Raw genomic sequence first — 23,725 nt, forward strand, 5'->3', positions numbered from 1 at the left:
TTTATTCATCCTTCTCTATCACTTGAAGTTTATATCCATCTGGGTCTTGTACTACAATACTCTTCTCACTTTTGTTTTCTGTATATGCAATTTTATAAAACACTAACCTCTTCTTTAAATTCTCTATGTTAGAAATTGAAAACATTAGAACATCAACCGCATCCGTAACACTCTTCTCACGCCCACCCAAACTACGATTCATTACAAAACTAATTCTCGTTGAATCAGTATCATACCAAACCCCTGTTACATCTAATTGGGGTCTTTCTAAACTAGGCTTGATTCCTAAAATCCCTTCATAAAAATACAGAGTTTCCTTTAAGTTCTTTACTTCTAACACGATTAAATTCTTTACATTCTCCACATTCATTCCCCCTGTACTTATTACTTTTTTATATGTGTCATAAATGCTCATTATGTCTGAATACAATACGTAGTAATGAACATGTAAGGAGGTTTATTCATGAATAAATATATGAGATCATTCGTGCCCTATCATAGTCCTCTCGATCCTTGTCCTCCTATCGAAAAAAAATATTATTCTACTCCTCCTAATTTATTTTTAGGCTTTCAACCGCCAAACTTGCCTCAATTCACACCAAAAGAAGCACTACAAAAAGGGACTTTATGGCCTGTTTTTTATGACTATTATGAAAATCCTTATAAAAAAGGGCGGTGACTACTGACGTGAATCAATCGCTACCAGAAGAATACTATCAGCTTTTACTGGAGCTTCAAGAATTAGACTTTGTACTAGTTGAACTCACTCTTTATTTAGATACACATCCAGATGACACCGCCGCGATTAATCAATTTAATGACTTTTCCTATAAGCGGAGAGTATTAAAACAAAAGATGGAAGAAAAATACGGACCACTCCAACAGTTTGGAAACAGCTATTCTAATGCCCCTTGGGAATGGAGCAAAGGTCCTTGGCCATGGCAAATATAAAGGAGAGAAACTATGTGGATTTATGAAAAGAAATTACAATACCCAGTTAAAGTGGGAACTTGTAATCCCGCACTTGCAAAATTATTAATCGAGCAATACGGTGGTGCAGATGGAGAATTAGCTGCTGCACTACGTTACTTAAATCAACGTTATACAATTCCTGATAAAGTCATTGGCCTACTTACTGATATTGGTACAGAAGAATTTGCTCACCTTGAAATGATTGCTACGATGGTTTATAAGCTGACGAAAGATGCGACCCCTGAACAAATGAAAGCTGCTGGTCTTGACCCTCATTACGCTGATCATGACAGTGCTCTTCATTACCATAACGCTGCTGGTGTTCCATTTACTGCAACCTATATACAGGCTAAAGGTGATCCAATTGCCGATCTATACGAGGATATTGCAGCTGAAGAAAAAGCACGCGCAACATATCAATGGCTCATTAACTTATCAGATGATCCAGATATAAATGACAGCCTACGCTTCTTACGTGAACGAGAAATTGTCCATTCACAACGTTTCCGAGAAGCAGTTGAAATTTTAAAAGAAGAACGCGATAAAAAAATATTTTTTTAAAACACGTATCCTAGCGATATGTGTTTTTTTATGTTAAAAGTTAAATCCTTCCTATTAAACATATAAATAGTATATTTATTCGATTTAATGCATTATTTTTTAATATTTTCAAAATTCCCTATTGCTTTCTAGTCATCAGACCTTTAAAATAATAACAGTTACTCGACAAATTATTTGAATTTTCGACAAAAACACTCATTAGGAGGATTTTCTTTATATGCATACAACTTTAAAACCAGCGCAAATACTTTCGATTAGTTTATTACTATTCGCAGTTTTCTTCGGTGCTGGTAATATGATTTTCCCGCCCCTTCTTGGTCTTTCTTCCGGAGAAAATATGTGGGTTTCCATTACAGGGTTTATTATTACAGACGTCGGTTTATCTTTACTTGCTATCGTTGCTGTTGCCCTTGCTGGTGGTAGTTTTAACACTTTAGCGAGCCGTGTTCATCCAAAATTCGCAGCAGTATTCGCTATCATTATTTATCTTTCAATCGGCCCACTATTTGTTATTCCACGAACTGGATCTGTATCTTATGAAATCGGGATTGCACCACTTTTCCCAGATCAATGGTATTCTATGTTAGTTTTTAGTGCGATTTTCTTCACAGTCGTTTACTTCTTATCATTAAATCCATCCAAGCTAGTAGATCATATCGGTAAAATATTAACGCCAATTTTACTTGTAATTATTGCAATTATGGCAACAAAAGCGATTCTTTCACCAGGAACGTTTGCAGAGCCTATCGGTGACTATAAAGACATCCCGTTTTTCAAAGGATTTCTTGAAGGATTTTTAACGTTAGATGCAATTGGGGCTCTCGTACTATCAACAATTGTTGTAAATGCAATTCGTCAAAATGGTATACAAGAGAAGAAATCTATCGCAAAATATACAATCATTTGCGGAAGTATCGCTGCTCTATTCTTAACAATTGTTTACTTCTTACTCGGTTATATTGGAGCTTCAAACGGAAACTTAGGACAATTCGAAAACGGTGGGCAGCTATTAGCTACTGTTATGTATCAATTCTTTGGGACAAGCGGTAATGTTTTATTAAGTATCGCCATTATCTTCGCTTGTTTAACAACAGCAATCGGCGTTGTAAGTGCGTTCGCCAACTATTTCGCAACAGTACTAACAAACGTTTCATATAAGAAGCTCGTACTATACGTTTGTATTTTTAGCTTCGTGATTTCAAACTTAGGATTAAGCTTATTAATTAAAATCACATTACCTGTATTAATCATTTTGTATCCAATTACAATCATTTTAATTTTCGTATCATTTATTGATAAATATACGAAACGTAAACCTTCTGTCTACATCGGAGCAATGCTCGCAGCATTCATTATTAGCTGTATTCATGCACTTGATAATGTGGAATTGATACCAAGTTTTATCGCTAATATCGTACACACAATTCCTTTTTATAACCTAGGAATTGGCTGGATCATTCCAGCAATAATCGGTGGTATAATCGGATACTTTATTCCGCAAACAGAAGCGGAAGGCGAAGTCTCTACAAAATAAAGAAAAGAAGCAAGCATGAAATACATGCTTGCTTCTTTTCTTTATTTTCACATCGTATGCTTAAAAGTAAATAACTCTTCTTTCGACTGCACAACAGATTGTTCCTCTTCTACAACATCCTTCTTTAGCTCTCCTCCTAACCTTACTTTCATCATCGCCTCTTCGATACTTTTTACAATCATATTTCCTGAAAAAATAGTAAGTCCAAAAAATGTAATCGGAACGAGAGGGATCCACGGATTCACTGTTAATGACCTAAAGTATACTCCAATTAAACCTGACCATTCATGCGTATAAGATTCCACCTCTTTTATTTGTCCACCAAACATTACAGTCCCACCAAAGAACACTTCAAGTAATCCTAAGTGCAGTAAAATAGTAAGAGTCTGCGTAAACTGCTGAAGAAATACGAGTATAAACGGCATATAGAGATGCGGAAAAATATGTTTTATAACAATATGTCTTCTCGATCCACCTAATATGCGCGCGACATCAACAAATTCTTCCGTTCGCAATTTACGAACTTCCTTCGCAACATACAGTGCAATAACTGGCATTACAAGCAGTACAAGTAATACCACTTGAAACGAAGCCCTTTCAAAAAAGGTTGTTGTCTCCTCTCCGCTTCCAAATGCATTTGCAGATTGAAGAAAAAAATACGCAATCATAACTGTCGGAATAACTGTAAAACTATCAAAAAAAGCCTCAATTTTTGAAAATCCTCTTTTTATGTACGTTCCGAGTACGACACCGAAAAATACACCTATTACCATTCTAAGTGCCGCAATTAAAATAGATATACCAATCGTCCACTTCGCGCCCTCAATGACTAAATGTAACAGGTCATACCCTTTCCGGTCTGTCCCGAGTAAAAATTGTAATGAAGGTGGAAACGGTGGCACTTGTGGATTTTCATCCGCATCATATTGCAATGTAACTTGTCTAATATGTCCATCATTCCATAACGTATTTCCGATGCTCAAAAGAACTAATAGGAGAAGAAAACCAATGCTTATCCAAAATCTTTTATCACGTTTTATATACGTCCACATATTATAATCTCTCCTTCATCGCAGCCGGAATGAGATAATGAAACAATTTAAATAAAATAAAAATCGGAATATATATAAGCAGTACACTCACTATGAAAACCTCAACTCTAATACCGAAATACGATTTCAAAAACATAAAAATACCACCCGTATTAAAAATCCATTCTATAATATATAAATTAGATAACATAAAAAAGATATTCGTTTTCGCAAAGAATAATGTACTAAGCAACACATTTCGTAAAATATGACGATTTAAAATATGAAAGCGCCCCAGCCCTTTCGCCTTAGCAAATAGTACATAATCTTTTTCTAGTTCATTTTCAAAACGAAGCACGACCATTTTTACAAACATAATCGTAGTCGGGATGCTCAAACACAATATTGGCAACCCCCTAATCGACTCGCCTCCAATTGAAGCAATTTGAAAAGGTAAAAAACCTGTTTGTTTAAAAAACCATACAACTAAAATTTGTGATACTAAAATAAGAAGGATATCTGGAATGGATTCTAGGAAGATAAGAAATGATTTAATTCGATGTTGTATACGCGGTGAACTACTCATAATTACATAAACAATACAAAATGCTACAAATAATGAAATAAAAAAAGCAGCTAAAAAAATAATAATCGTTTCTTTATAATGGACGAACAACTGCGGAAATAAAAATTTACCTCTCACATATTGCAAATTGGAAATATCCATTAAGTTCACAAACACTTCTTTTAAACTCTGTATGTACTTTGATACATCCAGCTTAAATCCATAAAACAATTTCGGCAGAGCCCCTAACATAATAATCCCCAAAATCGAAATAAGAAATTGAATCGTCACTTCCATTCCATTCAAAAATACTTTTTTGACCATTTTCGCCCTTCTCTCTCTATAATTTACCCCTTAATTTTATTCTTAATTTTCTGAATTGTAAATATTTTAAGAGCGAAAAATCACTAGGCTATGATCCTAGTGATTCCTTATGCGCATGCCTTTCTCTTTTCGCAAACGGCATATACAAAACCAAACATCCAATAAGCGCAGCTATTTCTAATGAAATAATATAGTAAGGATGCGGCCCTAACATATCAAGTAATGAAGCTGTTTCTGGCTTATGAGCTAAAAACATATAATTACCACCTGTTTTGTAATTTACAAACGAAACAATTGGAATCAATATGTTTAAAAATATCATTGTGCGTTTAATAGATTGTACTGTCGGACGATATCCTTCCACCCAAGTCATAAAGAGTGGTGCCCAAATGAGCAATATATGCGCAATAAAATATTCAATGAAACGAAAATGCGGAAAAGCATACTGCAAGTTTGGCGTTAAAATAGCTTGTGATGCACCAATAATTCCCGTGAAAAATACAATCTCATATATGCGGTAACTTTTCGTTACGATCATAATCGACGCTAATAATAAACTAATCGTACATAATTCAAACGGTAATGAAGTAGCTAGCTCAAAAATCCCCGCTTTCCACTCCCACATATGAAGCCCAATTTCACTACCTATAAATAAAAATGCAATTGCATATCGAACCGTTATATTCCACTCACTTTGACGTAATACATCTTGGTATTGATACAGAAAAAATATCCCCACCAACATAATAAATAATATAATGGCATGTTGCCTTGAGTATGGAATAAACGATTTTAATGGATGCGCACTAAAATAAGCTTCCATCTTCCTTCCTCCTCTCCTTCATACAATATTATTGTAAGAAAGAAACGACGAGTCAATTCATTTGCTTACACTTGGACAAGCTCTACCTTACATTTACATATTCATACCTTACAAAACTGTAAGGTTATTGTAAGCTAAAACGATTTGTCAGATTCTTCACCTCTTCTATACTTAATGTAGATACTAAAACGAACGAAAAGGTGATAAATAGATGAAGAAGAAAAATAAAGTGTTAATTACTAGTGTAGTAGCAATCGGAATTGCAGCTGGATCATACTTTGCATTTGCTGGGGGCGGTTCAGATGTAGCGATGGCATATAGCGGATATAAAGTAACTGAAAAACAAATCCAAAACGCGCAAAAATTTGGTGGCGAAGTTATTCCAAACGGAATTGAAACTATTTCATTCGATCCAACAAAAGGAACATATGAATTAGCTGTGAAAAAAGGCGATGAAGTGAAAAAGGGTCAGCTTCTATTTAAATACAATGATCCGACTGCGAAACAAGGTGTAACAGAAGCAGAAATGCAAAAGAAAATCGCACAAAAAGAAGTAACGTTGCTCCAAAAACAAATTGATGCAGCGAAACAAAAATTACAAAAAGATAAAAATGCAGGCCTTCCTGCTGAAGCATTAAAAGCATCAGAAGCCGAAGTTGGGCAATTAGAATCACAAATTGAAATGAAAAAGTTTGAAGTTGAAAAAGCTGATGAAATGATTAAAGTAGCAAAAGAGAAAGCAAACAATCTTTCTGTAACAAGTCCTGCTGATGGCGTAATTGATGATATCGTAAAAACTGCTGACGAAAAAACAGGTATGAGCGGAATTACTCTTCGTCACGCTGGTCAATTTAAAGTAAAAGGTCAACTTTCTGAATATGAGCTTGCTAGTATGAAAGTTGGGCAAGAAGTAACGGTTTCCTCAAAAACTGTCGCTGGTAAGACTTGGACAGGAAAAGTAACAGAAATCGGTTCTACACCTTTAAAGAGCATGGATGAAAATAAAACTGTTTCTAATTACCAATTCACTGTCACATTAGATAATAGTGACGAACTACAAAACGGCTTCCACGTTTACGTAACAAGTAAATCTGGCGAAGCAACTGGTACAATTATTCCGAAAAGCAGTATCGTGAAAAAAGGTGACAAAAATGTTGTCTTCGTTGTAAAAGACGGTAAAGCGAAAGAACAAGCAGTTACTGTTGAATTCGAGACTGATAGCGAAGCAAAAGTTTCTGGAGTGAAAAAAGGAGAGGAAATTATCTCTAAGCCTGAAAAAGACTTAAAAGATGGTATGGAGGTTGTCGCCCAGTGATTAACTTAAAAGGCATCACGAAATCCTTCCAAAATGGTGCAGAGTCCGTTCAAATATTACACGGAATTGATGTAACACTGAACCAAGGAGAATTCACTTCAATTATGGGACCTTCTGGTTCTGGTAAATCAACATTAATGAACATTATCGGTTGCTTAGATAAACCGACGACAGGTACGTACGAACTAGCTGGTCAAAACATTTCAAACATGTCTGAAACAGAACTTGCACACGTACGTAATAAAGAAATCGGATTCGTATTCCAAAACTTCATGTTATTACCTAGACTTACAGCACTTCAAAATGTAGAGCTACCTCTTATTTACGCTGGAGTCGATAAAAAAGAAAGACGTGAGCGCTCGTTAGCTGCTTTAACAAAAGTAGGCTTAGCTGATCGCGCTACTCACTTACCGAACGAATTGTCCGGTGGGCAAAAGCAGCGTGTCGCTGTTGCACGTGCAATCGTAAATAACCCAAAATTCATTTTAGCCGATGAACCGACGGGAGCACTTGATACGAAAACAAGCACACAAATTATGGACCTCTTTTACGAATTAAATAAACAAGGCTCAACAATTATTATGATTACCCATGATCGTGAAATCGGGGAAGCTGCAGCACGTCAAATTGTAATTCGTGACGGAAATATCGTCCAAGATTGGAGGGGTTAATTTTGAATACGAGTGAAAATATACGCATGGCCCTTTCCTCTATCTTTGCTCATAAGATGCGTTCTATCTTAACAATGTTAGGTATTATTATCGGTATTAGTGCCATTATTACTATCATCTCAATGGGTGATGGTACAAACGCAAAGTTTAAAAAAGAATTAGGCCAAGGAAAAGATAATGAAGTAACGATTTACTACAACAACCCTGATTACGGAACAGATAGTGCCAAAATCACACCTGATATGCTAAACCGTCTGCAAACTGTACCAGGCGTTAAAGATGTATATCCAGACGTAAGTATGAAAGTAAAAGCAGCTGCTGGTTCAAAAGATGTAAATCTTGATTTAAAAGGTGGAACAGGCGCCTTTATGAAAGATTCGAAAATAAAATTAGTTCACGGTCGTGAATTAAATGACAGTGAACTAAACCAAGCAATCCCTGCTGTTATATTAAATGGAGAAGCTTTCAACAAATTATTTAGTGGTTGGGAATCAAACCAATACACAGATATAAAAGGAAAGCCTTATAAAATAGTCGGTGTATACGAAACGAAAAACGACTTCGGAATGCCTATGCCTGAAGGTTATACGTCACTTGAAAACGCGCCTGTCATTTCAGGAGTAAATGAGTATGACTCTGTAAGATTAACAATGACCTCTCCGACAGAACGTAAAAGTGTAGAAAAACAAGCTGTTTCTGTCTTAAACGAAATGAAAGCTCCTAAATTTGAGCACAAATTCGAAGCACAAGATTTAGGTGAATTTACGAAACAACTAGACGAATCAATCGGTATGATGAAAATGGTATTCGGTGGTATTGCTGCTATCTCCTTACTTGTTGGTGGTATCGGTGTAATGAACATTATGCTTGTATCTGTAACAGAACGTACGCGCGAGATTGGTATTCGTAAAGCACTTGGTGCAACACGTGGTAAAGTATTAACACAATTCTTAATCGAATCTTGTATTTTAACAGGACTTGGTGGTTTCATCGGATTCATGCTCGGTATTTTCTTCGCTTGGATCGTCTCAATCTTTGCTGGATGGCCACTCGTTGTCTCAAAAGAACTTGGACTTCTTGCAGTAGGTATTTCAATGCTAATCGGTATTGCATTCGGACTATTACCAGCTAACAAAGCTGCAAAACTTGATCCAATTGAATGTTTACGATATGAATAAACAAAAACGTAGGAGTTTACACTCCTACGTTTTTTATTTACCTATTAAATCGAGTTTCTTCTATTATATATGTTTCACGTTACAACTATCATTCTAATACTCTTCATTATTTATAGGTACTAAGGCTATTATCTAATCCTATTATTGCAAAAATACTATGTAACAGACGAAAATCAAGGCGTAATTTTTTCCATGCTTCGACTGATTTTGTAACAATTATATCGATATTTCATTAAATTTCACCTCATTTATATCTTTTCACATCTAAAAAGGTTATTATCCCATAACTATTTTTTCATTTAAACAGTAAAATAAGCTGTTTTCGTAACACTATAGATATCCGCAAGAAACATTACTGTAACATTATTAATGTTACAGTAATTGAAATACTACTCATTTTGTGTTTTACATGCCCTAATACGCCAAAAAACAACAAGGAAGCGCTATCAGGATATTTATGGAATTGTTACAGAATATTAATGACCCGTTACGAAAGCTTTGTAATTATATGTTTTTCGCAAATAAGAAAATAATGGTTGCTATAATGAGGTCAACGAAAACAAATGCAATGGAGGCTATTATGAAAAAATTTATGGGTATAGCAACAGCAGCGGTTTTTGGTCTTGGGATTTTCACAACATCTGCTAAAGCAGAAACGATCGTAACGACTGACGTACTAAACGTACGAGAAAACCCAACTACTGAATCAAAAGTTGTAGGAAAATTATTAGATGGATATAAAGTAAATGTTTTACATACAGAAAATGGTTGGTCAAAAGTTCAATTGAATAGCGGTAAAGAAGCTTTCATAAACGCTGACTATACAAAAGACACTTACTACGTAACAGCAAACGTATTAAACGTACGTGCTGGTGCAAACACAGACTCAGAGATTCTTGGTAAGTTGAAAAAAGATGATATAATCGAAACAACACACCAAGTACAAAATGATTGGATTCAATTTGAATATAACGGAAAAACAGCTTATGTTCATGTTCCTTACTTAACAGGTAAAGCACCAATTAAAGTTCAACCAGTAGTTAAAGCTGAAAAAACAACTACAGTTCAAGATACAGCTAAAGTTCGTGAAGCTGTTAAAGCTCAGGAAGTAGCTGAAACTCAAGCAAAAGCTAAAGCAGTGGAAGCAACTAAAGCTCGCGAAGCAGCTGAAGCTCAAGCAGAAGTTAAAGCTCAAGAAGCGGCTAAAGCTCAGGCAGATGCTGAAGCTCAAGCAGAAGCTAAAGCTCAAGAGGCGGCTAAAGCTCGTGAAGCAGCTAAAGCTCAAGCAGATGCTGAAGCTCAAGCAGCGGCTAAGGCTCAAGAAGCAGCTAAAGCTCGTGAAGCGACTAAAGCTCAAGCAGATGCTGAAGCTCAAGCGGCTAAGGCTCAAGAAGCAGCTGAAGCTCGTGAAGCGGCTAAAGCTCAAGAAGCAGCTAAAGCTCAAAAACCAGCTACACAACAACCTGCTGCAAAAGAAACTGAAACAAGTGCACCATCATCTTCTCGTGAGTTACGTGTTGTAGCAACAGCTTATACAGCAGATCCACTTGAAAATGGTTATAAAGCAGGCGACCAAGTAAAATCAGCTTTAGGCCACAACTTAACAGCTAATCCAAACATGAAACTAATTGCAGTTGATCCAAGTGTCATTCCATTAGGTTCAAAAGTATGGGTTGAAGGTTACGGAGTAGCAATCGCTGGTGATACTGGTGGAGCTATTAAAGGTAATAAAATCGACGTTTTAATGCCAGATAAAGGCACATCAAGTAGCTGGGGACGTAAAACAGTTACAGTTAAAGTATTAAACTAGTTATAAAAAAGAGTCAGTCTCATCGTTGAGGCTGGCTCTTTTTTTACTCTATTAAACTACTGAAAAATGACATAGTAAATGAAATTATATCAACGATTTTTCAAATATATCTATCGTAACCTACAATATATCAACGATTTTTCGAATATATCTATCGTAACTTATAATATATCAACGATTCGACAAGAGATATCGATTTACCGACAAATTTTGACGTTAAAAGTACTTTAATATTAAAAAGGCGGTCCAAAATTTGGAACGCCCCCTATCTTCCCTATTCCACACAAGTAAACTGCGTCCAAGCCCCTACATAATCTAGTAAGAACAACTCCTCTTCCGCAATTGTACCGACAATATTTTTCCGTTCATCTATCGGCATTTCTTTTAGAATGATTTGCAGTTCACCTTTATACTTTCCGAATGAGTTATTACCAATTACAACTTGCCCTCTTTCCTGTAGCACACTTTCACGCACTGGGAAGTCATAGTCTTTGTACTTTTTACGTACTTCTGTAGAACGTACCATATACTCTGTTATGTCGCCGCGTCTTACGTGTAATTCTTGCAGCGTAGCTCTCTTCTCTACTTCAGTCACTTCGTCTACAAAGTGCACTTTTAGCTGTAACATGTAGCGATTTAAGTTTCCTAGTTTCTCTAACTCTTCCTCACTCGCATAAGCATTTCCGATAATGACATCATCGATTAGCCCTGTTGCCCATAAATGCTTCGCTTGTACTTCAATTGGTAAATTACGATGCTCTTCTAACGTACATAATCCGTCGTTAATATCCCATGGACCGATGTTTGCGGCATGTGATGTAATAAAGGCTGCACTACGAATACCATGCTTTTTAAAGCGTTCACTACAGCGAATGAAATAATCATACGGAAGACCAGTGAATTTTTGCGGATAAAAGTTATGGCAACCAATTAAAGCTGATTTATTCGCTTGATGCGAAAGAATATTCTCTAAGTACGCAATATCGTTACTTACATTTAACTCAATTTTTAAACCGTACGGATTATTCGTCATTTTCGCTTCCGTTAATCCGTCAAAACCTACATCTAAACGAATACCGTCTGCGCCTAACTCTGCGAAAAATGATAGATCGCTATAACTAATACCAAGTTGATCAAATACCGCCGGAGCTACATCTAAAATAACTTCCATATTATGATCTTTTGCATGATTAATAATTTCTTTAAATTCAGCTACAATTTCTTCTTTCGGACGATTTACAGATAAAAGACATGTAAATATTCTTGAAAAACCGTGTCGTGCCGCTGCGGAAATATAAGCCATATCTTTTTCTTTCGTTGAATGTTCTGGATAAAGTGAAATTCCTAATTTACGCTCCATGCTTTTGCATCTCCTTCACACGTTGTATTAATGCCATGCTCGTAAATCTATATTTTGCAGATAAACACGTTGCACATAAAATTGTCGGTACAATAATTACGTATGGTGATTGTAATCCTAACATTACATAAGCACCCATTGAACAACCGATAAATAAAATTGATACGAATAGTAAAACTAATAAAGATTTACTTTGTACCCATTTTGAATAATGCGCAATACACTGTCCAACCACGAATGTAATTAAGATGATAATTGCTCCGAGCATTCTGTTTTCTCCTCTCCTGCTAATTGTTGTTTCTCATACATTTTGAAGAATGGATAGTAAATAACGAACGAGATAACAAAGTTAACAAGTACAAGTACACCAGCCATAATTGTCCAGTCCGTACTAATTACCGCTGCAATTGGTGCTAACATCGTAAATGGCAGTTTCGCCATCATCAGCGGAATCATACCTGAAACAACTGCGAAATATGATACTGTCGTTGTCACTAGCGGTGTAATAACGAACGGAATAATTAAGATTGGGTTCATTACAATCGGAGCTCCGAAAATAATTGGCTCGTTAATATTGAATAAACCTGGTACGAATGATAATCTACCTAACTCTTTTAGGAACTTAGATTTAGAGAACATAAACATAATTACTAAAGCTAACGTTGAGCCTGATCCGCCAATCCATACGAACCATTGAATGAATTGCTCTGTAAATAAGTTTGGTAACTGATGTGCATTTCCTGTAGCCGTGAACACTTCCATATTTTCAAGAATTGCTGAATCCCACATCGGACGAATGATTGGTCCTAAAATCGCCGGTCCATGTATACCAAATGACCAGAAGAACACGATTAAGAATACTGTTAATAAACCACCGAATAAGTTATTTCCTACTAGTACTGATTTTAATGGTGCGATTAAGTATGTAATTGTTGTATTTACATCGAATTTCAAACCGTAGCGAATGCCCCAGAATAAAAGAATAACGACTAATGTTGGAATTAATGCTGCAAACGAATTTGAAACTGCTGGTGGTACACTGTCTGGTAATTTTATTGAAATATTATGCTTAATCATAAAATGATAAATTTCTACTGCAATTAATGCTGTAACAATTGCGCCGAATAAAGACGTTGCACTTAATGTTCCTACTGAAATATATCGACCTGCATCAATAACACCTGGTACAGCTTTCGTAATTTGAATTGGTTCAACTGATGCTAGTAAAAAGGCGAGTACAGATAGTAGCCCTGCACTTAATTGATTGAGCTGATAAAAGTTCGCGAGCGAAGCCCCTACACCAAACGCTGCGTATAAGGCCATTAGTCCTACTGTAAATCGGAATGGAATATCTAAAATATGGCGAAACGGTGCAATCCATTCCATATATGCATCAATTGGTAAATTTAAAAAGATAACGAAAAATGACCCGACGATCGTTAACGGTAATGTAGAAATAACCCCATTTCGAATTGCCAATAAATGTCGTTGTCCTGCAATCTTTTGCGTTGTTGGCATAATCTTTTGTTCCATAAAACTCATAAACCCATTCATCAATAGCCCTCCTCTTTCTCTCTACTATAAAAGAATGAAATAAACTTTATAACATTATAATGTTTATATTTAAAAAGATATAATTATGTTAAAACTAATTGTTCTGCTTGCTTAAGCACCTTCAAACCATCACACATGCCATAATCTCGTTGGTCTATAATTGCAACTGGTATGTTGTATGAGTTTGCAAGAAACTCTACAGCTGGAAATAAATATTTCACTTGTGGACCAATTAAAACGACATCAGCTTCCTTAATTTCAAGTTTCACAAGTTCTGAATCAACCGCCTTAATTTTATAATTCTTCCCCTGTTTCTTTGCCTCTTCTTGCATTTTTCTTACGACCATACTCGTTGACATACCTGCTGCACAACATAATAAAATATACATCTTATACTGTCACTTTCTCTTCCACTCGTTTATGAAGAGTAATAAATTCTTCAGCTAGTTCTTTCACTGTAATTGCATTCATTAAATGGTCTTGTGCGTGCACTAACAGTAAACTGATTTCTGCATGATTTCCTCTTGCCTCTTCTTGAATTAAATCCGTTTGAATACGATGCGCTGCTGAAATTTCCTCACTAGCAAGTTTCATCTTTTCACCGGCATTCTCAAAATCTCCTTGTCTTGCAAAAGCAATTGCTTCAAGCGCCGCGCTTCTCGCATTGCCACCATGTAAAATTAACGCAAATGGAGTTTGCATATCAGCCATTTTAAATTCCCCCAAGCTATATGTTTTCTATATTTTTATCTTATTATGAAAACGCATACAATTAAACATAAAAAACTTCCGTTATGTAACGGAAGTTTTTATATACTTTTTCAAAATGATAATAAAATCTCTTGAAAATCTTCAATTACCTCGGTCTGAGTAAGTTTCTCTATCGTAGTTTGACTAGACATAATATCATATAAAAAATCATAAAGCCTTTGCAAATCTTCATTATTATTGCGCTTTACACTAAATAAAATAATTACTTGTACTTTTTTATCTCCCCAATCAACAGCTTTTTCAAGTGTGCAAAACATCAAAAAAGTTTCCTCACTTAATAACTGCATCGGATGCGGGATTGCAACTGAATTCCCAACCGCTGTCGGAGACGTATTTTCTCTTTCCATAACAGAAGCATAAAAGTTTTCTTGTACATAATGTTTCTCAGCAGCTTTCTCACATAAAAACTGAATAACATCCTCTTTCGTAGAAGCACTATGATTTAAAAAGATTAAATCTTCCTTAATATATTGCCGCACACTATTATTTACATGCGTAAACAACCGCTGACCAATCGATTTAATCTCTTTATCATCAAATATTGAATTCACTTTTATAACTGGAACAGGCAAGCCACTCGGTATATGAATCGTACTAATAATACAATCTATTTTTTCTTTATAAAGATCTTCTACTTTCAATTGATAATAGCCTGTAATACCTACAATCTCTAATTTATCTCGGAACTGTGATAAAATTTTATATTTTAATAGCTGTGCACTTCCTTGACCAGTCGCACAAACTAATAAGCATCTTTTCTTTTGATTTTGCTCCTGCAAACGGCTCATCGCTCCGCCGAAGTGAATTGCAATATAGCCAATTTCACTTTCAGGGATCGATTCACCCGTATATTCACCAATGATATCTCCAACAAGAACCGCAATTTCAAAAGCATACGGATAATTCTTTTTCACTTCTGCCAAAAGAGGATTTCTCGTATTTAACTTATACTTCAAACGATTTAATAACGTTTTTAAATGAATACCAAATCCAAATAATAATTCTTCGTCATAATAAAAAATAAGATTCCGTTCTTCCGCTACTTTAAAAAGAATATGTTGCATAAATGCATATATATCTTTCCCTAATAGCTCTTCTACATTTTCATAGCGATCTCTCGTTGTAACAGCAGTACTTAATAAATGCATCGTCACATATAATACTTCTTCTTCTGGAAATGAAAATTTTAACTCTTTCTCTAAATCTCCTAAAATCTGCTTCGCAATTGTATATTCTTTCTTTATTATAAGTTCTGATTGCTCCGCATGCAGTCCTTTCATATAATGTTGACTTTGACAACGCTTTAATGCGATTGCAATATGAATGACTAAATTATCAATTTCTATATCAGATAAATATATTGTTCCGCCTTCAATATACTTTAATATAATTGAACGAATGAGTGATATATGAGGTAGCGATAAATACGTCTCCGTCTGCTCAAATTGCTCATGAAACGGAGTATGGTCATAACGCGGTAAACCATATTGTGATAAACAAGAACGAATATTAAATTCCTCTCCAACAATACGTATACCATAATACGGTCTCTTCTCAATTTGTAATTTATAGCGACTACATATATCTGTAACATCTTTCATAATTAAATTGACCGTTGATTTGCTCACATAAATCTCTTCCGCTAATTCTGAAAGCTTCACATATCCCTCTGTCGTTAAAACACGCTGCAGAATGTAAGCTATTCTTTCTTCATAAGAAGTTGGAATCTTTTCCGTCTGTTTTTGAAATAGACTCACACAAAATTCTTCAAATTTCTTCATTTGTATAATTTCTAATTCGTACCCAGTCCCTCTTTGCGATTCGATTTTCGCTCCGTTTTCTTCCAATATATCATTTAATAATTTTATATCCTTTTGAATCGTCTTCGTCGATACATGTAAACGGCCCGCTAAAAAAGCTCGATTTAACATCGATTTCTCTTCTAAAAACTCCTCTAAAATAGAAATTAATCGCTGATGCACCTTTGTCATAGCTCTTCCTCTCGCTCTTTATATATAAATGGGGAAAAGCTGCTGAAATCAGTAGTTTTTCCCCTTTATATTCTCTCTATTTCTTTAATGTGAACCCGAATTTATCCCATGCTTGTAAATAATCTAATAAGAAAATTTCTTCTTCTATAATTCGACCAACTACATTTGTTTTTCCTGTATTCACCATATCTTTTAATGCAATTTGTAATTCGCCTTTATACTGGCCATATTGTTCATTATCAATTAATAAATCTCCACGCTTAATTTCACGCGTATTATGAGGTTTAAACTCTTCTTTTTTATATTTCACACGACTTTGTGTAGAACGAATCATATATTCAGATACATCTCCGCGATAAAAATGTGGTTCGTCTAATACGATAATTCTTTCTAATTCTGTCGTTGTATCATATAGTTCTATATCAAATGTTTGTTTCTCTTTATTTAATGCACCTAGTGCTTGTAATTCTTCTTCTGACGCATATGCGTTTGCAATAATAATATCATCAATTAATTCCGTCGCAAATAAATGCTTCGCCTGTGTTGTCATCGGTAATTCACGATGCTGCTCTAATGTACATAACCCTTCTGTTACTGGCCAAGGTCCGTATGTTGCATCAAATGATGAAATAAAAGCAGCCGTTCTCATACCGTAATCTTTAAATTGTTTCGAGCATTTAATGAAATGATCGTATGATAACCCTGAATAACGATGCGGATAAAAATTATGACAACCAATTAAATTTTCACGATTTGGTCTATGACTCATAATGTTATCTACATACTTCGTACCATTACTCATATTAATCTCAATTTTCAAACCATACGGATTATAAGTCATAATTGATTCTTCTAATCCTGAGAAACCAACATCTAAACGAATACCGTACGCACCTAATTCATGGAAGAATGATAAATCATTATACGAAATACCTAATTGTTCAAAAACAGATGGACTAATATCAACTAATACTTGGAACCCTAATGCATTCGCATGAGAGATCGTTTCTTTAAATTCTTCTATAATTTTCTCTTTTTCTCCATCCACAGATAATAAACATGTGAACACACGTGTAAATCCATATTTACTTGCTAATGTTAAATACTCCTTATCTTTCTCTACTGTTGAATGTTCTGGATAAATAGAAATACCTAATCGTCTCATATGTACACGCCTCTTTCTTCATCATATTGTAAACCTTTTCAAATATATGTAGTGAAAAAGTATATATCCCCTTCTTGTTCACTACCCTTTTGAATCCGCTTTCTTTAAAGAAAAAACAATTTCTATCATTCTTAACACCTACAAGTCTATACATCTATACTTTACATCTTTTTTTCATAGTTGTGTAGCTTTTACACAAATTTGTCAGTTTTTCATCTTAAAAATTGTTATCCGTTTTCAAGACACCTTCCTTGACTGTTTCATTGGCCAATACATATACTCGAAAGAAAAGAGAAAATTTTATATAGGGGATGAATATATGGGAGAAGCAATACTCGTAAAACGAGAACCGTTATGGACAAAAGAGTTTGTTGCTTTAATTTTTGCAAACTTATGTATGTTTTTAGGGTTTCAAATGTTAATTCCAACCTTACCTGTTTATGTGAAAGAAATTGGTGGCACAAGTTCCAATATCGGATTGGTTGTCGGCATGTTTACCGTTGCGGCACTTTTTGTTAGACCGCTAACTGGGAATGCCTTGCAAAAATTCAATAAAAAAATCATTTTAATGATCGGTACTGCTATTTGTTTACTTGCTATGGGCAGTTACCTTTTCGCCTCAACTATCTTTCTCTTGCTTGCTGTTCGTATTTTACACGGAGCTGGTTTCGGTATTACAACGACTACATATGGAACTGTCGTTTCTGATTTAATTCCCTCAGCTCGCCGCGGAGAAGGCATGGGATATTTTGGTCTTTCTGGAACAATCGCAATGGCCCTCGGTCCACTTATCGGACTATGGCTTATGCAAACATATAACTTCACAATTCTTTTTTTATGTGCATTATCGTGCACAATTGTTTCATTAATATTAACGAAACTACTTCAAATCCAAAAAACGAAACAGCCTCCACAACAATCATCTAGTACTTTTCTCGATGGATTTATTGAGCGTAAAGCTTTACTTCCTTCATTATTAATATTATGTATTACATTAATGTACGGAGGAATCGGAAGTTTTATCACACTATTTGCTACAGAAGTGGGCATAGCTGATATTAGCCTCTTCTTTTTATGTAACGCACTAGCAATCGCTGTAACTCGTCCATTCTCTGGAAAGCTATATGATGCAAAAGGCCATACATTCGTCATTATTCCGGGAGTTATTATAACGTTTACAGGTATTATTTTATTGTCGTATACGACGACAATTCCGAGCTTAATTATTGCTGCAGCATGTTACGGAAGTGGTTTTGGAGCGATCCAACCTGCACTACAAGCATGGATGATTGACCGCGTAGCACCGCATCGACGCGGCGTAGCAACGGCTACATTCTTCTCCGCATTTGACCTTGGAATCGGCGCTGGAGCTATTATATTTGGATTTATTGCTCATTTTACAAACTATGCAACTGTATATCGTTACTCCTCTCTATTACTTATTGCTTTTCTCTTCATTTACATTACAAGCATAAGAAAACAAAAGCATAGCGATAAAAACACGGAAAAAGCTGCTGGATAAATCAGTGGCTTTTTTATCGTGTTAAAAAATTATTCCCCCTCGTTTTGCTGTTATAAAACTACATGCATTTTCCTACATATTTTTTTAACTTTCATCAAAAAATATACGATGAACTCGCAGACGCTTTCCTTGATATTCAACTGGACATTATTATTCTAAAAAGTGTGATTTCTTTACAAAATTAAGATTTATACAAGATGAAAACCAATAAAATACAGCTGTTTCTTTAAGGGATTGTAAACTTTTCTTCTCTTTGTAAAATTAGTGTAAATTTTACTACCAAACCGTTTACAGTGCCTCAAGGTTCAGTTAATAATTACATCGTACATGAAATTTAAGGAGTGGAATGCGTGGAATATAATGTTCAAGATATGATCTTCCAGTTCATTGGTGGATTAGGTATTTTCTTATTCGGGATTAAATACATGGGCGATGGACTGCAACAAGCAGCTGGAGATCGTCTTCGTGATATTCTAGATCGTTTTACAACAAACCCACTTATGGGTGTACTAGCAGGTATGTTAGTTACTGTATTAATCCAATCCAGTTCAGGAACAACCGCTTTAACAGTCGGACTTGTAAGTGCCGGATTTATGACATTAAGACAAGCAATCGGTGTTATTATGGGTGCAAACATCGGTACGACAGTTACTGCATTTATTATCGGAATTAAAATCGGAGAATATGCTCTCCCAGTTATGGCAGTTGGAGCGATCTTACTATTCTTCTTTAAAAATAAAAAAGTACATTCTGTAGGTCAAGTTGTATTCGGTTTTGGTATGCTATTCTTCGGTTTAGAATTAATGAGCGCAGGTATGAAACCTCTTCGTTCTTTAGAGTCATTCCAAGATTTAATGATTAGCATGAGTGATAATCCAATTTTAGGAATTGTTGTCGGTACAGTCTTCACTTTAATTGTACAAAGCTCAAGTGCAACAATCGGTATTTTACAAGAACTATTCGGTCAAGGTGCAATCGATTTACAAGCATCTCTTCCTGTATTATTCGGTGATAACATCGGTACGACAATTACAGCAGTATTAGCAGCAATCGGTACTTCAATTGCAGCAAGACGTGCAGCATTAGTTCACGTTATCTTTAATATTATCGGTACAATTATCTTTACAATTTTATTAGTACCATTTACAAGTTTAATTCAATATTTCCAAACATCATTAAACTTGAATCCAGAAATGACTATTGCATTTGCACACGGAACATTTAACGTAACAAATACAATCATTCAGTTCCCATTCATTGCAGTATTAGCATGGATTGTAACAAAAATTATCCGCGGCGAAGATTCTGCTATTAATTTCAAACCGCAACATTTAAATCCAATCTTTATTGAACAATCTCCAGCCATCGCTTTAACTGAAGCTCAAAAAGAGATTATCCGTATGGCTGAGTTCTCATTACATGGATTAAAAGAAGCAAATCAATTTTTAAATACACAAGACAAAAAACACGCAAACATGGCTACTCAATTAGAAGGAGCTATTAACAATTTAGATAAAAAAATTACCGAGTATTTAGTTTTACTATCAGAAAAGCCACTTTCACCTACGGATTCTGAAAAACATTCTGTTTTAGCAGGTGTTGTTGGAGATATTGAACGTATCGGTGATCATGTAGAAAACCTTGTAGAACTTGTAGATTTCCAAATTTCAAATCGTGTTTCACTATCAAACGAAGCATTAGCTGAGTTAAACGAAATGCTTGAATTAACAATTTCAACACTGCAAGACTCAGTTGAAGCTTTAACAAACTTCGATACTGAACTAGCTCAAACTGTTATTGCAAAAGAACGCAAAATCGACCAAATGGAACGTGTTCTTCGTAAACGTCACGTATTACGTCTAAACGAACGCAGCTGTTCAGGTGATGCAAGTATCATCTTCGTCGATATGGTAAGTAACTTAGAGCGCATTGGCGATCACGCTGTAAATATCGCTGACGGTGTTTTAGGCGAACAAGGAAAAATCAATTTAAAACAATCATTATAATGAAAAAAGAGACGCTAACTTAAGCGTCTCTTTTTTCATTATATTTTAACAACTGTTCTTCCTTTTAACTTTCCTTGCAATATAAGTGTAAACTTCTTCTCTAATTCTTCTAATGTACATTCTTCTGTATAAGATAGTAATTCTTTATTTCCCCATTCTTTCGCTAAAAGCGTCCACACATCTCTTCTCACATCCACTGGACATTGCACGGAATCTACCCCTAAAAGGCTTATGCCTCGTAAAATAAATGGATATACTGTTGTTTGTAGTTCCTGGCCTGCCACATTACCGCATGTCGTTACACAACCACCATACTTTACTGTTTTTAAAGCTGTTTCTAACATATGTCCACCTACAGTATCGATAACTCCGGCGTATATCCCTTTTAACATCGGTCTTCCTGATTCATCATTCAATTCCGCGCGATGAATCACTTTTTTCGCTCCTAGACGTAGTAGCATCTGTTCCTCTTCCATTTTCCCTGTCGCTCCTACTACGTTAAACCCTAACTTACTTAATATACTAACAGCTACACTCCCTACGCCGCCTGTAGCACCCGTTACTAAAACATCTCCCATACTAGGCTTGATTCCTGCTCCAATAAGCTTATATACCGATAAAGCAGCAGTAAAACCCGCTGTCCCATACATCATACTTTCCTTTAATGACATTCCTTCTGGTAAAGGCACGACCCAAGATGATGGGACGCGAATATATTCTCCGAAACCACCAGAGGTATTCATACCTAAGTCATATCCCGTTACAATAACTTGATCTCCTACCTTAAAGGAGTTATCTTCACTACTCACAACTTCTCCTGCGGCATCAATTCCTGGCGTATGGGGATACGTTCTCGTAACCCCTTTATTACCAGTAGCTGAAAGGGCATCTTTATAATTTAATGAAGAATAATGAACTTGTATGAGTACGTCTCCCTCAGGTAAACTACTTACTTCTCTCTCAACAACTTTTCTTACAAACTGATGATTTCCCGTTTCGTTCACAACGATTGCTCGGAATGATGTATGATTCATTATGCTCTCTCCTTTATCCGTCAAATTCTTCTTTATTATATAGAAGAAATAAGTAAGCTTACTCATTTCTTCTTGGCTATATTTCAACAAATCTTACTTCCCTATCTCTTTCTCATAATATATATTTTCATTTCTACTAATAGCCCTTATACTTATTCTACATCTACAAAATAATATATAGAAAATCTGACTTTTTATAAATAAATTGAATTTTTACGAAATGTAAATGATTTGTAATGTTTTTTTTCGCTAAATTTCATTATAATAAGTGGATATGAGTGTCGTATTTCAATCCAAATGAAGGAGTACAAGAAATGGAGCAAAACCCATCTTTGCAAGAAAATACACGCAGTAAACCGAAAAAAAATAAGAAAAAAATAAAAATTATTATAAGCGCTATACTATTCGTTTTATTAATAGGCGGCGGTTATACTTGGTTTTTAGTAAATAAAGCATCTTCTGCTGTTCGAAATGCCGCACACGATTTAGCACGCGGTGATAAATCTGATTTACGAGATAAAGCTGTAAAACCTATTACAAATAACGTCTCTGTTTTAATAATGGGTGTTGATGAAAGCGATGTCCGAGGAAAAGAATATGGTGAAGCTATAAGAACAGATGCGCTTTTACTTGCAACATTTAATAAAGATAGCAAAACTGTTAAACTATTGAGTATCCCACGTGACACATATACTTATATTCCAATAGAAAAGAAAAAAGATAAAATTACACACGCTCATGCATTCGGTTCTGCTAAAAACGGAAAAAATGGCGGACCACAAGCAAGCATTGATGCAGTTGAAAAATTAATGAATGTTCCTGTCGATTATTTTGTGAAATTTAACTTTAAATCATTTATAAAAATCGTCGATGACTTGGGCGGTGTTGAAGTTGATGTACCAGTTGAATTTACTGAGCAAGATAGCAATGATAATGCTGAGGCAATTCACCTAGAAAAAGGTGTTCAAAAGTTAAATGGCGAAGAAGCTCTTGCTCTTGCTAGAACAAGACACATCGATAGTGATGCAATGCGTGGACAACGTCAACAACTCGTTATCGAGGCTATTTTAAAGAAACTAACAAGTGTTGGTTCTGTAACAAAAGTTGGCAACATCATTGATGATATTAACGGACAATTCGTTACAAACTTAACATTTGATGATATGCTTTCATTCTATAAATATGGATCGGATTCGGAAATTGAGAAATTACAAATCCAAGGTGATGATTGCTATATGGCAAAAGGTGACGATACATGTAGCAAATCTGCTGGTGGTGGTCGAACTTACTACTACAATCCAGATAAAAAAGAATTAGCTAATGTTACAAATGAACTTCGTACTCATCTTGGGCTACCTGCATATACAAAGTCTGACTCAGACTCTGATTCGAAAAAGACAAAAGAATCTAAGTCTGAAAATTCAAGTGAACGCGAATCAAGTAACAATGAAGTGAAAAATAAAAACAAAAATAGCAGTGAAGATACAGAAACATCGTCTAGCGACAATGAATAGTAAAGAAGCAGTACTCTATGGAGG

At 35.3% G+C, this 23,725-nt stretch carries 23 protein-coding genes; 11 read left to right on the forward strand and 12 right to left on the reverse strand.

The features are described from left to right. Window position 1: 1 nt before the first annotated feature. Window positions 2–415 (reverse strand): VOC family protein, encoded by a 414-nt coding sequence (locus AC1Q8L_RS08060; RefSeq protein ID WP_072939912.1) that lies wholly within the window; start codon window positions 413–415, stop codon window positions 2–4. 48 nt (window positions 416–463) lie between these two features. Here AC1Q8L_RS08060 and AC1Q8L_RS08065 point away from each other — a divergent pair, with 48 nt between their 5' ends. The 4 genes from AC1Q8L_RS08065 (at window position 464) to brnQ2 (ending at window position 3,067) form a co-directional block, all read left to right on the forward strand. Beyond that, a complete protein-coding gene (locus AC1Q8L_RS08065; RefSeq protein WP_086387965.1) occupies window positions 464–679 on the forward strand; it encodes a spore coat associated protein CotJA in 216 nt (71 codons plus the stop codon). 8 nt (window positions 680–687) lie between these two features. Further along, entirely contained in the window at window positions 688–951 is a 264-nt protein-coding gene (locus tag AC1Q8L_RS08070) for a spore coat protein CotJB (RefSeq protein WP_001076510.1), read from the forward strand. A 12-nt stretch (window positions 952–963) separates the two neighbouring features. Continuing rightward, window positions 964–1,533, forward strand: coding sequence for a spore coat protein CotJC (cotJC, locus tag AC1Q8L_RS08075; RefSeq protein WP_000265273.1), 570 nt, complete (start codon window positions 964–966; stop codon window positions 1,531–1,533). A gap of 217 nt (window positions 1,534–1,750) precedes the next feature. Further along, on the forward strand, window positions 1,751–3,067 hold the full coding sequence (gene brnQ2 / locus AC1Q8L_RS08080) for a branched-chain amino acid transport system II carrier protein BrnQ2 (protein ID WP_025118500.1): 1,317 nt from the start codon (window positions 1,751–1,753) through the stop codon (window positions 3,065–3,067). 47 nt (window positions 3,068–3,114) lie between these two features. Here brnQ2 and AC1Q8L_RS08085 read toward each other — a convergent pair whose 3' ends face one another. The 3 genes from AC1Q8L_RS08085 to AC1Q8L_RS08095 form a co-directional block, all read right to left on the reverse strand. Then, entirely contained in the window at window positions 3,115–4,119 is a 1,005-nt protein-coding gene (locus AC1Q8L_RS08085; RefSeq protein ID WP_086387966.1) for an ABC transporter permease, read from the reverse strand. Between the two features lies 1 nt (window position 4,120). After that, entirely contained in the window at window positions 4,121–4,987 is an 867-nt protein-coding gene (locus AC1Q8L_RS08090) for an ABC transporter permease subunit (RefSeq protein ID WP_000239699.1), read from the reverse strand. A gap of 88 nt (window positions 4,988–5,075) precedes the next feature. Beyond that, window positions 5,076–5,810, reverse strand: a complete 735-nt coding sequence (locus tag AC1Q8L_RS08095) for a YwaF family protein (RefSeq protein WP_000388713.1) — start codon at window positions 5,808–5,810, stop codon at window positions 5,076–5,078. Window positions 5,811–6,021: 211 nt separating this feature from the next. On the opposite strand from AC1Q8L_RS08095, the gene AC1Q8L_RS08100 reads away from it, so the two are divergent. From AC1Q8L_RS08100 to entC, 4 genes are all read left to right on the forward strand, one after another. Beyond that, window positions 6,022–7,125 carry an efflux RND transporter periplasmic adaptor subunit gene (locus AC1Q8L_RS08100; RefSeq protein WP_000728805.1) on the forward strand — a complete coding sequence of 368 codons (1,104 nt, stop codon included), beginning with the start codon at window positions 6,022–6,024 and terminating at the stop codon, window positions 7,123–7,125. Continuing rightward, window positions 7,122–7,796 (forward strand): ABC transporter ATP-binding protein, encoded by a 675-nt coding sequence (locus tag AC1Q8L_RS08105; RefSeq protein ID WP_000609100.1) that lies wholly within the window; start codon window positions 7,122–7,124, stop codon window positions 7,794–7,796. Before AC1Q8L_RS08100 ends, AC1Q8L_RS08105 begins: the two co-directional genes overlap by 4 nt. 26 nt (window positions 7,797–7,822) lie before the next feature. Next, a complete protein-coding gene (locus tag AC1Q8L_RS08110; protein WP_417894932.1) occupies window positions 7,823–8,974 on the forward strand; it encodes an ABC transporter permease in 1,152 nt (383 codons plus the stop codon). Between the two features lie 457 nt (window positions 8,975–9,431). Beyond that, window positions 9,432–10,784 (forward strand): cell wall-binding protein EntC, encoded by a 1,353-nt coding sequence (entC, locus tag AC1Q8L_RS08115; protein ID WP_492339422.1) that lies wholly within the window; start codon window positions 9,432–9,434, stop codon window positions 10,782–10,784. Between the two features lie 274 nt (window positions 10,785–11,058). On the opposite strand, the gene AC1Q8L_RS08120 is transcribed toward entC, so the two are convergent. From AC1Q8L_RS08120 to AC1Q8L_RS08150, 7 genes are all read right to left on the reverse strand, one after another. Beyond that, window positions 11,059–12,144, reverse strand: coding sequence for a DUF871 domain-containing protein (locus AC1Q8L_RS08120; protein WP_086387969.1), 1,086 nt, complete (start codon window positions 12,142–12,144; stop codon window positions 11,059–11,061). Next, window positions 12,134–12,412, reverse strand: a complete 279-nt coding sequence (locus AC1Q8L_RS08125) for a hypothetical protein (RefSeq protein ID WP_086387970.1) — start codon at window positions 12,410–12,412, stop codon at window positions 12,134–12,136. The genes AC1Q8L_RS08120 and AC1Q8L_RS08125 overlap by 11 nt, the downstream gene beginning before the upstream one ends. Continuing rightward, window positions 12,388–13,698 carry a PTS sugar transporter subunit IIC gene (locus AC1Q8L_RS08130; RefSeq protein WP_001013060.1) on the reverse strand — a complete coding sequence of 437 codons (1,311 nt, stop codon included), beginning with the start codon at window positions 13,696–13,698 and terminating at the stop codon, window positions 12,388–12,390. Before AC1Q8L_RS08130 ends, AC1Q8L_RS08125 begins: the two co-directional genes overlap by 25 nt. Before the next feature lie 83 nt (window positions 13,699–13,781). Continuing rightward, the gene (locus AC1Q8L_RS08135; RefSeq protein WP_000275643.1) at window positions 13,782–14,087 is read right to left on the reverse strand and encodes a PTS sugar transporter subunit IIB; all 306 of its coding nucleotides are present in this window, start codon (window positions 14,085–14,087) and stop codon (window positions 13,782–13,784) included. 1 nt (window position 14,088) lies between these two features. Continuing rightward, window positions 14,089–14,409: a PTS lactose/cellobiose transporter subunit IIA gene (locus AC1Q8L_RS08140; protein WP_000774623.1), complete on the reverse strand. Its 321-nt coding sequence runs from the start codon at window positions 14,407–14,409 to the stop codon at window positions 14,089–14,091. Window positions 14,410–14,519: 110 nt separating this feature from the next. Further along, a complete protein-coding gene (locus tag AC1Q8L_RS08145) occupies window positions 14,520–16,460 on the reverse strand; it encodes a BglG family transcription antiterminator (RefSeq protein ID WP_000169801.1) in 1,941 nt (646 codons plus the stop codon). Between the two features lie 76 nt (window positions 16,461–16,536). Then, window positions 16,537–17,625: a DUF871 domain-containing protein gene (locus AC1Q8L_RS08150; RefSeq protein WP_086402829.1), complete on the reverse strand. Its 1,089-nt coding sequence runs from the start codon at window positions 17,623–17,625 to the stop codon at window positions 16,537–16,539. Window positions 17,626–17,944: 319 nt separating this feature from the next. On the opposite strand from AC1Q8L_RS08150, the gene AC1Q8L_RS08155 reads away from it, so the two are divergent. After that, window positions 17,945–19,147, forward strand: coding sequence for an MFS transporter (locus AC1Q8L_RS08155; RefSeq protein WP_000503255.1), 1,203 nt, complete (start codon window positions 17,945–17,947; stop codon window positions 19,145–19,147). A 350-nt stretch (window positions 19,148–19,497) separates the two neighbouring features. Beyond that, window positions 19,498–21,153: a Na/Pi cotransporter family protein gene (locus AC1Q8L_RS08160; RefSeq protein ID WP_016513696.1), complete on the forward strand. Its 1,656-nt coding sequence runs from the start codon at window positions 19,498–19,500 to the stop codon at window positions 21,151–21,153. A 38-nt stretch (window positions 21,154–21,191) separates the two neighbouring features. Here the strand turns inward: AC1Q8L_RS08160 and AC1Q8L_RS08165 are convergent, their stop codons facing one another. Then, window positions 21,192–22,187: a YhdH/YhfP family quinone oxidoreductase gene (locus AC1Q8L_RS08165; RefSeq protein WP_001016998.1), complete on the reverse strand. Its 996-nt coding sequence runs from the start codon at window positions 22,185–22,187 to the stop codon at window positions 21,192–21,194. A gap of 314 nt (window positions 22,188–22,501) precedes the next feature. On the opposite strand from AC1Q8L_RS08165, the gene AC1Q8L_RS08170 reads away from it, so the two are divergent. Further along, window positions 22,502–23,701: an LCP family protein gene (locus AC1Q8L_RS08170; protein WP_000437407.1), complete on the forward strand. Its 1,200-nt coding sequence runs from the start codon at window positions 22,502–22,504 to the stop codon at window positions 23,699–23,701. Window positions 23,702–23,725 lie beyond the last annotated feature (24 nt).

This window comes from Bacillus sp. GW823-FHT06A11, assembly GCF_058795355.1.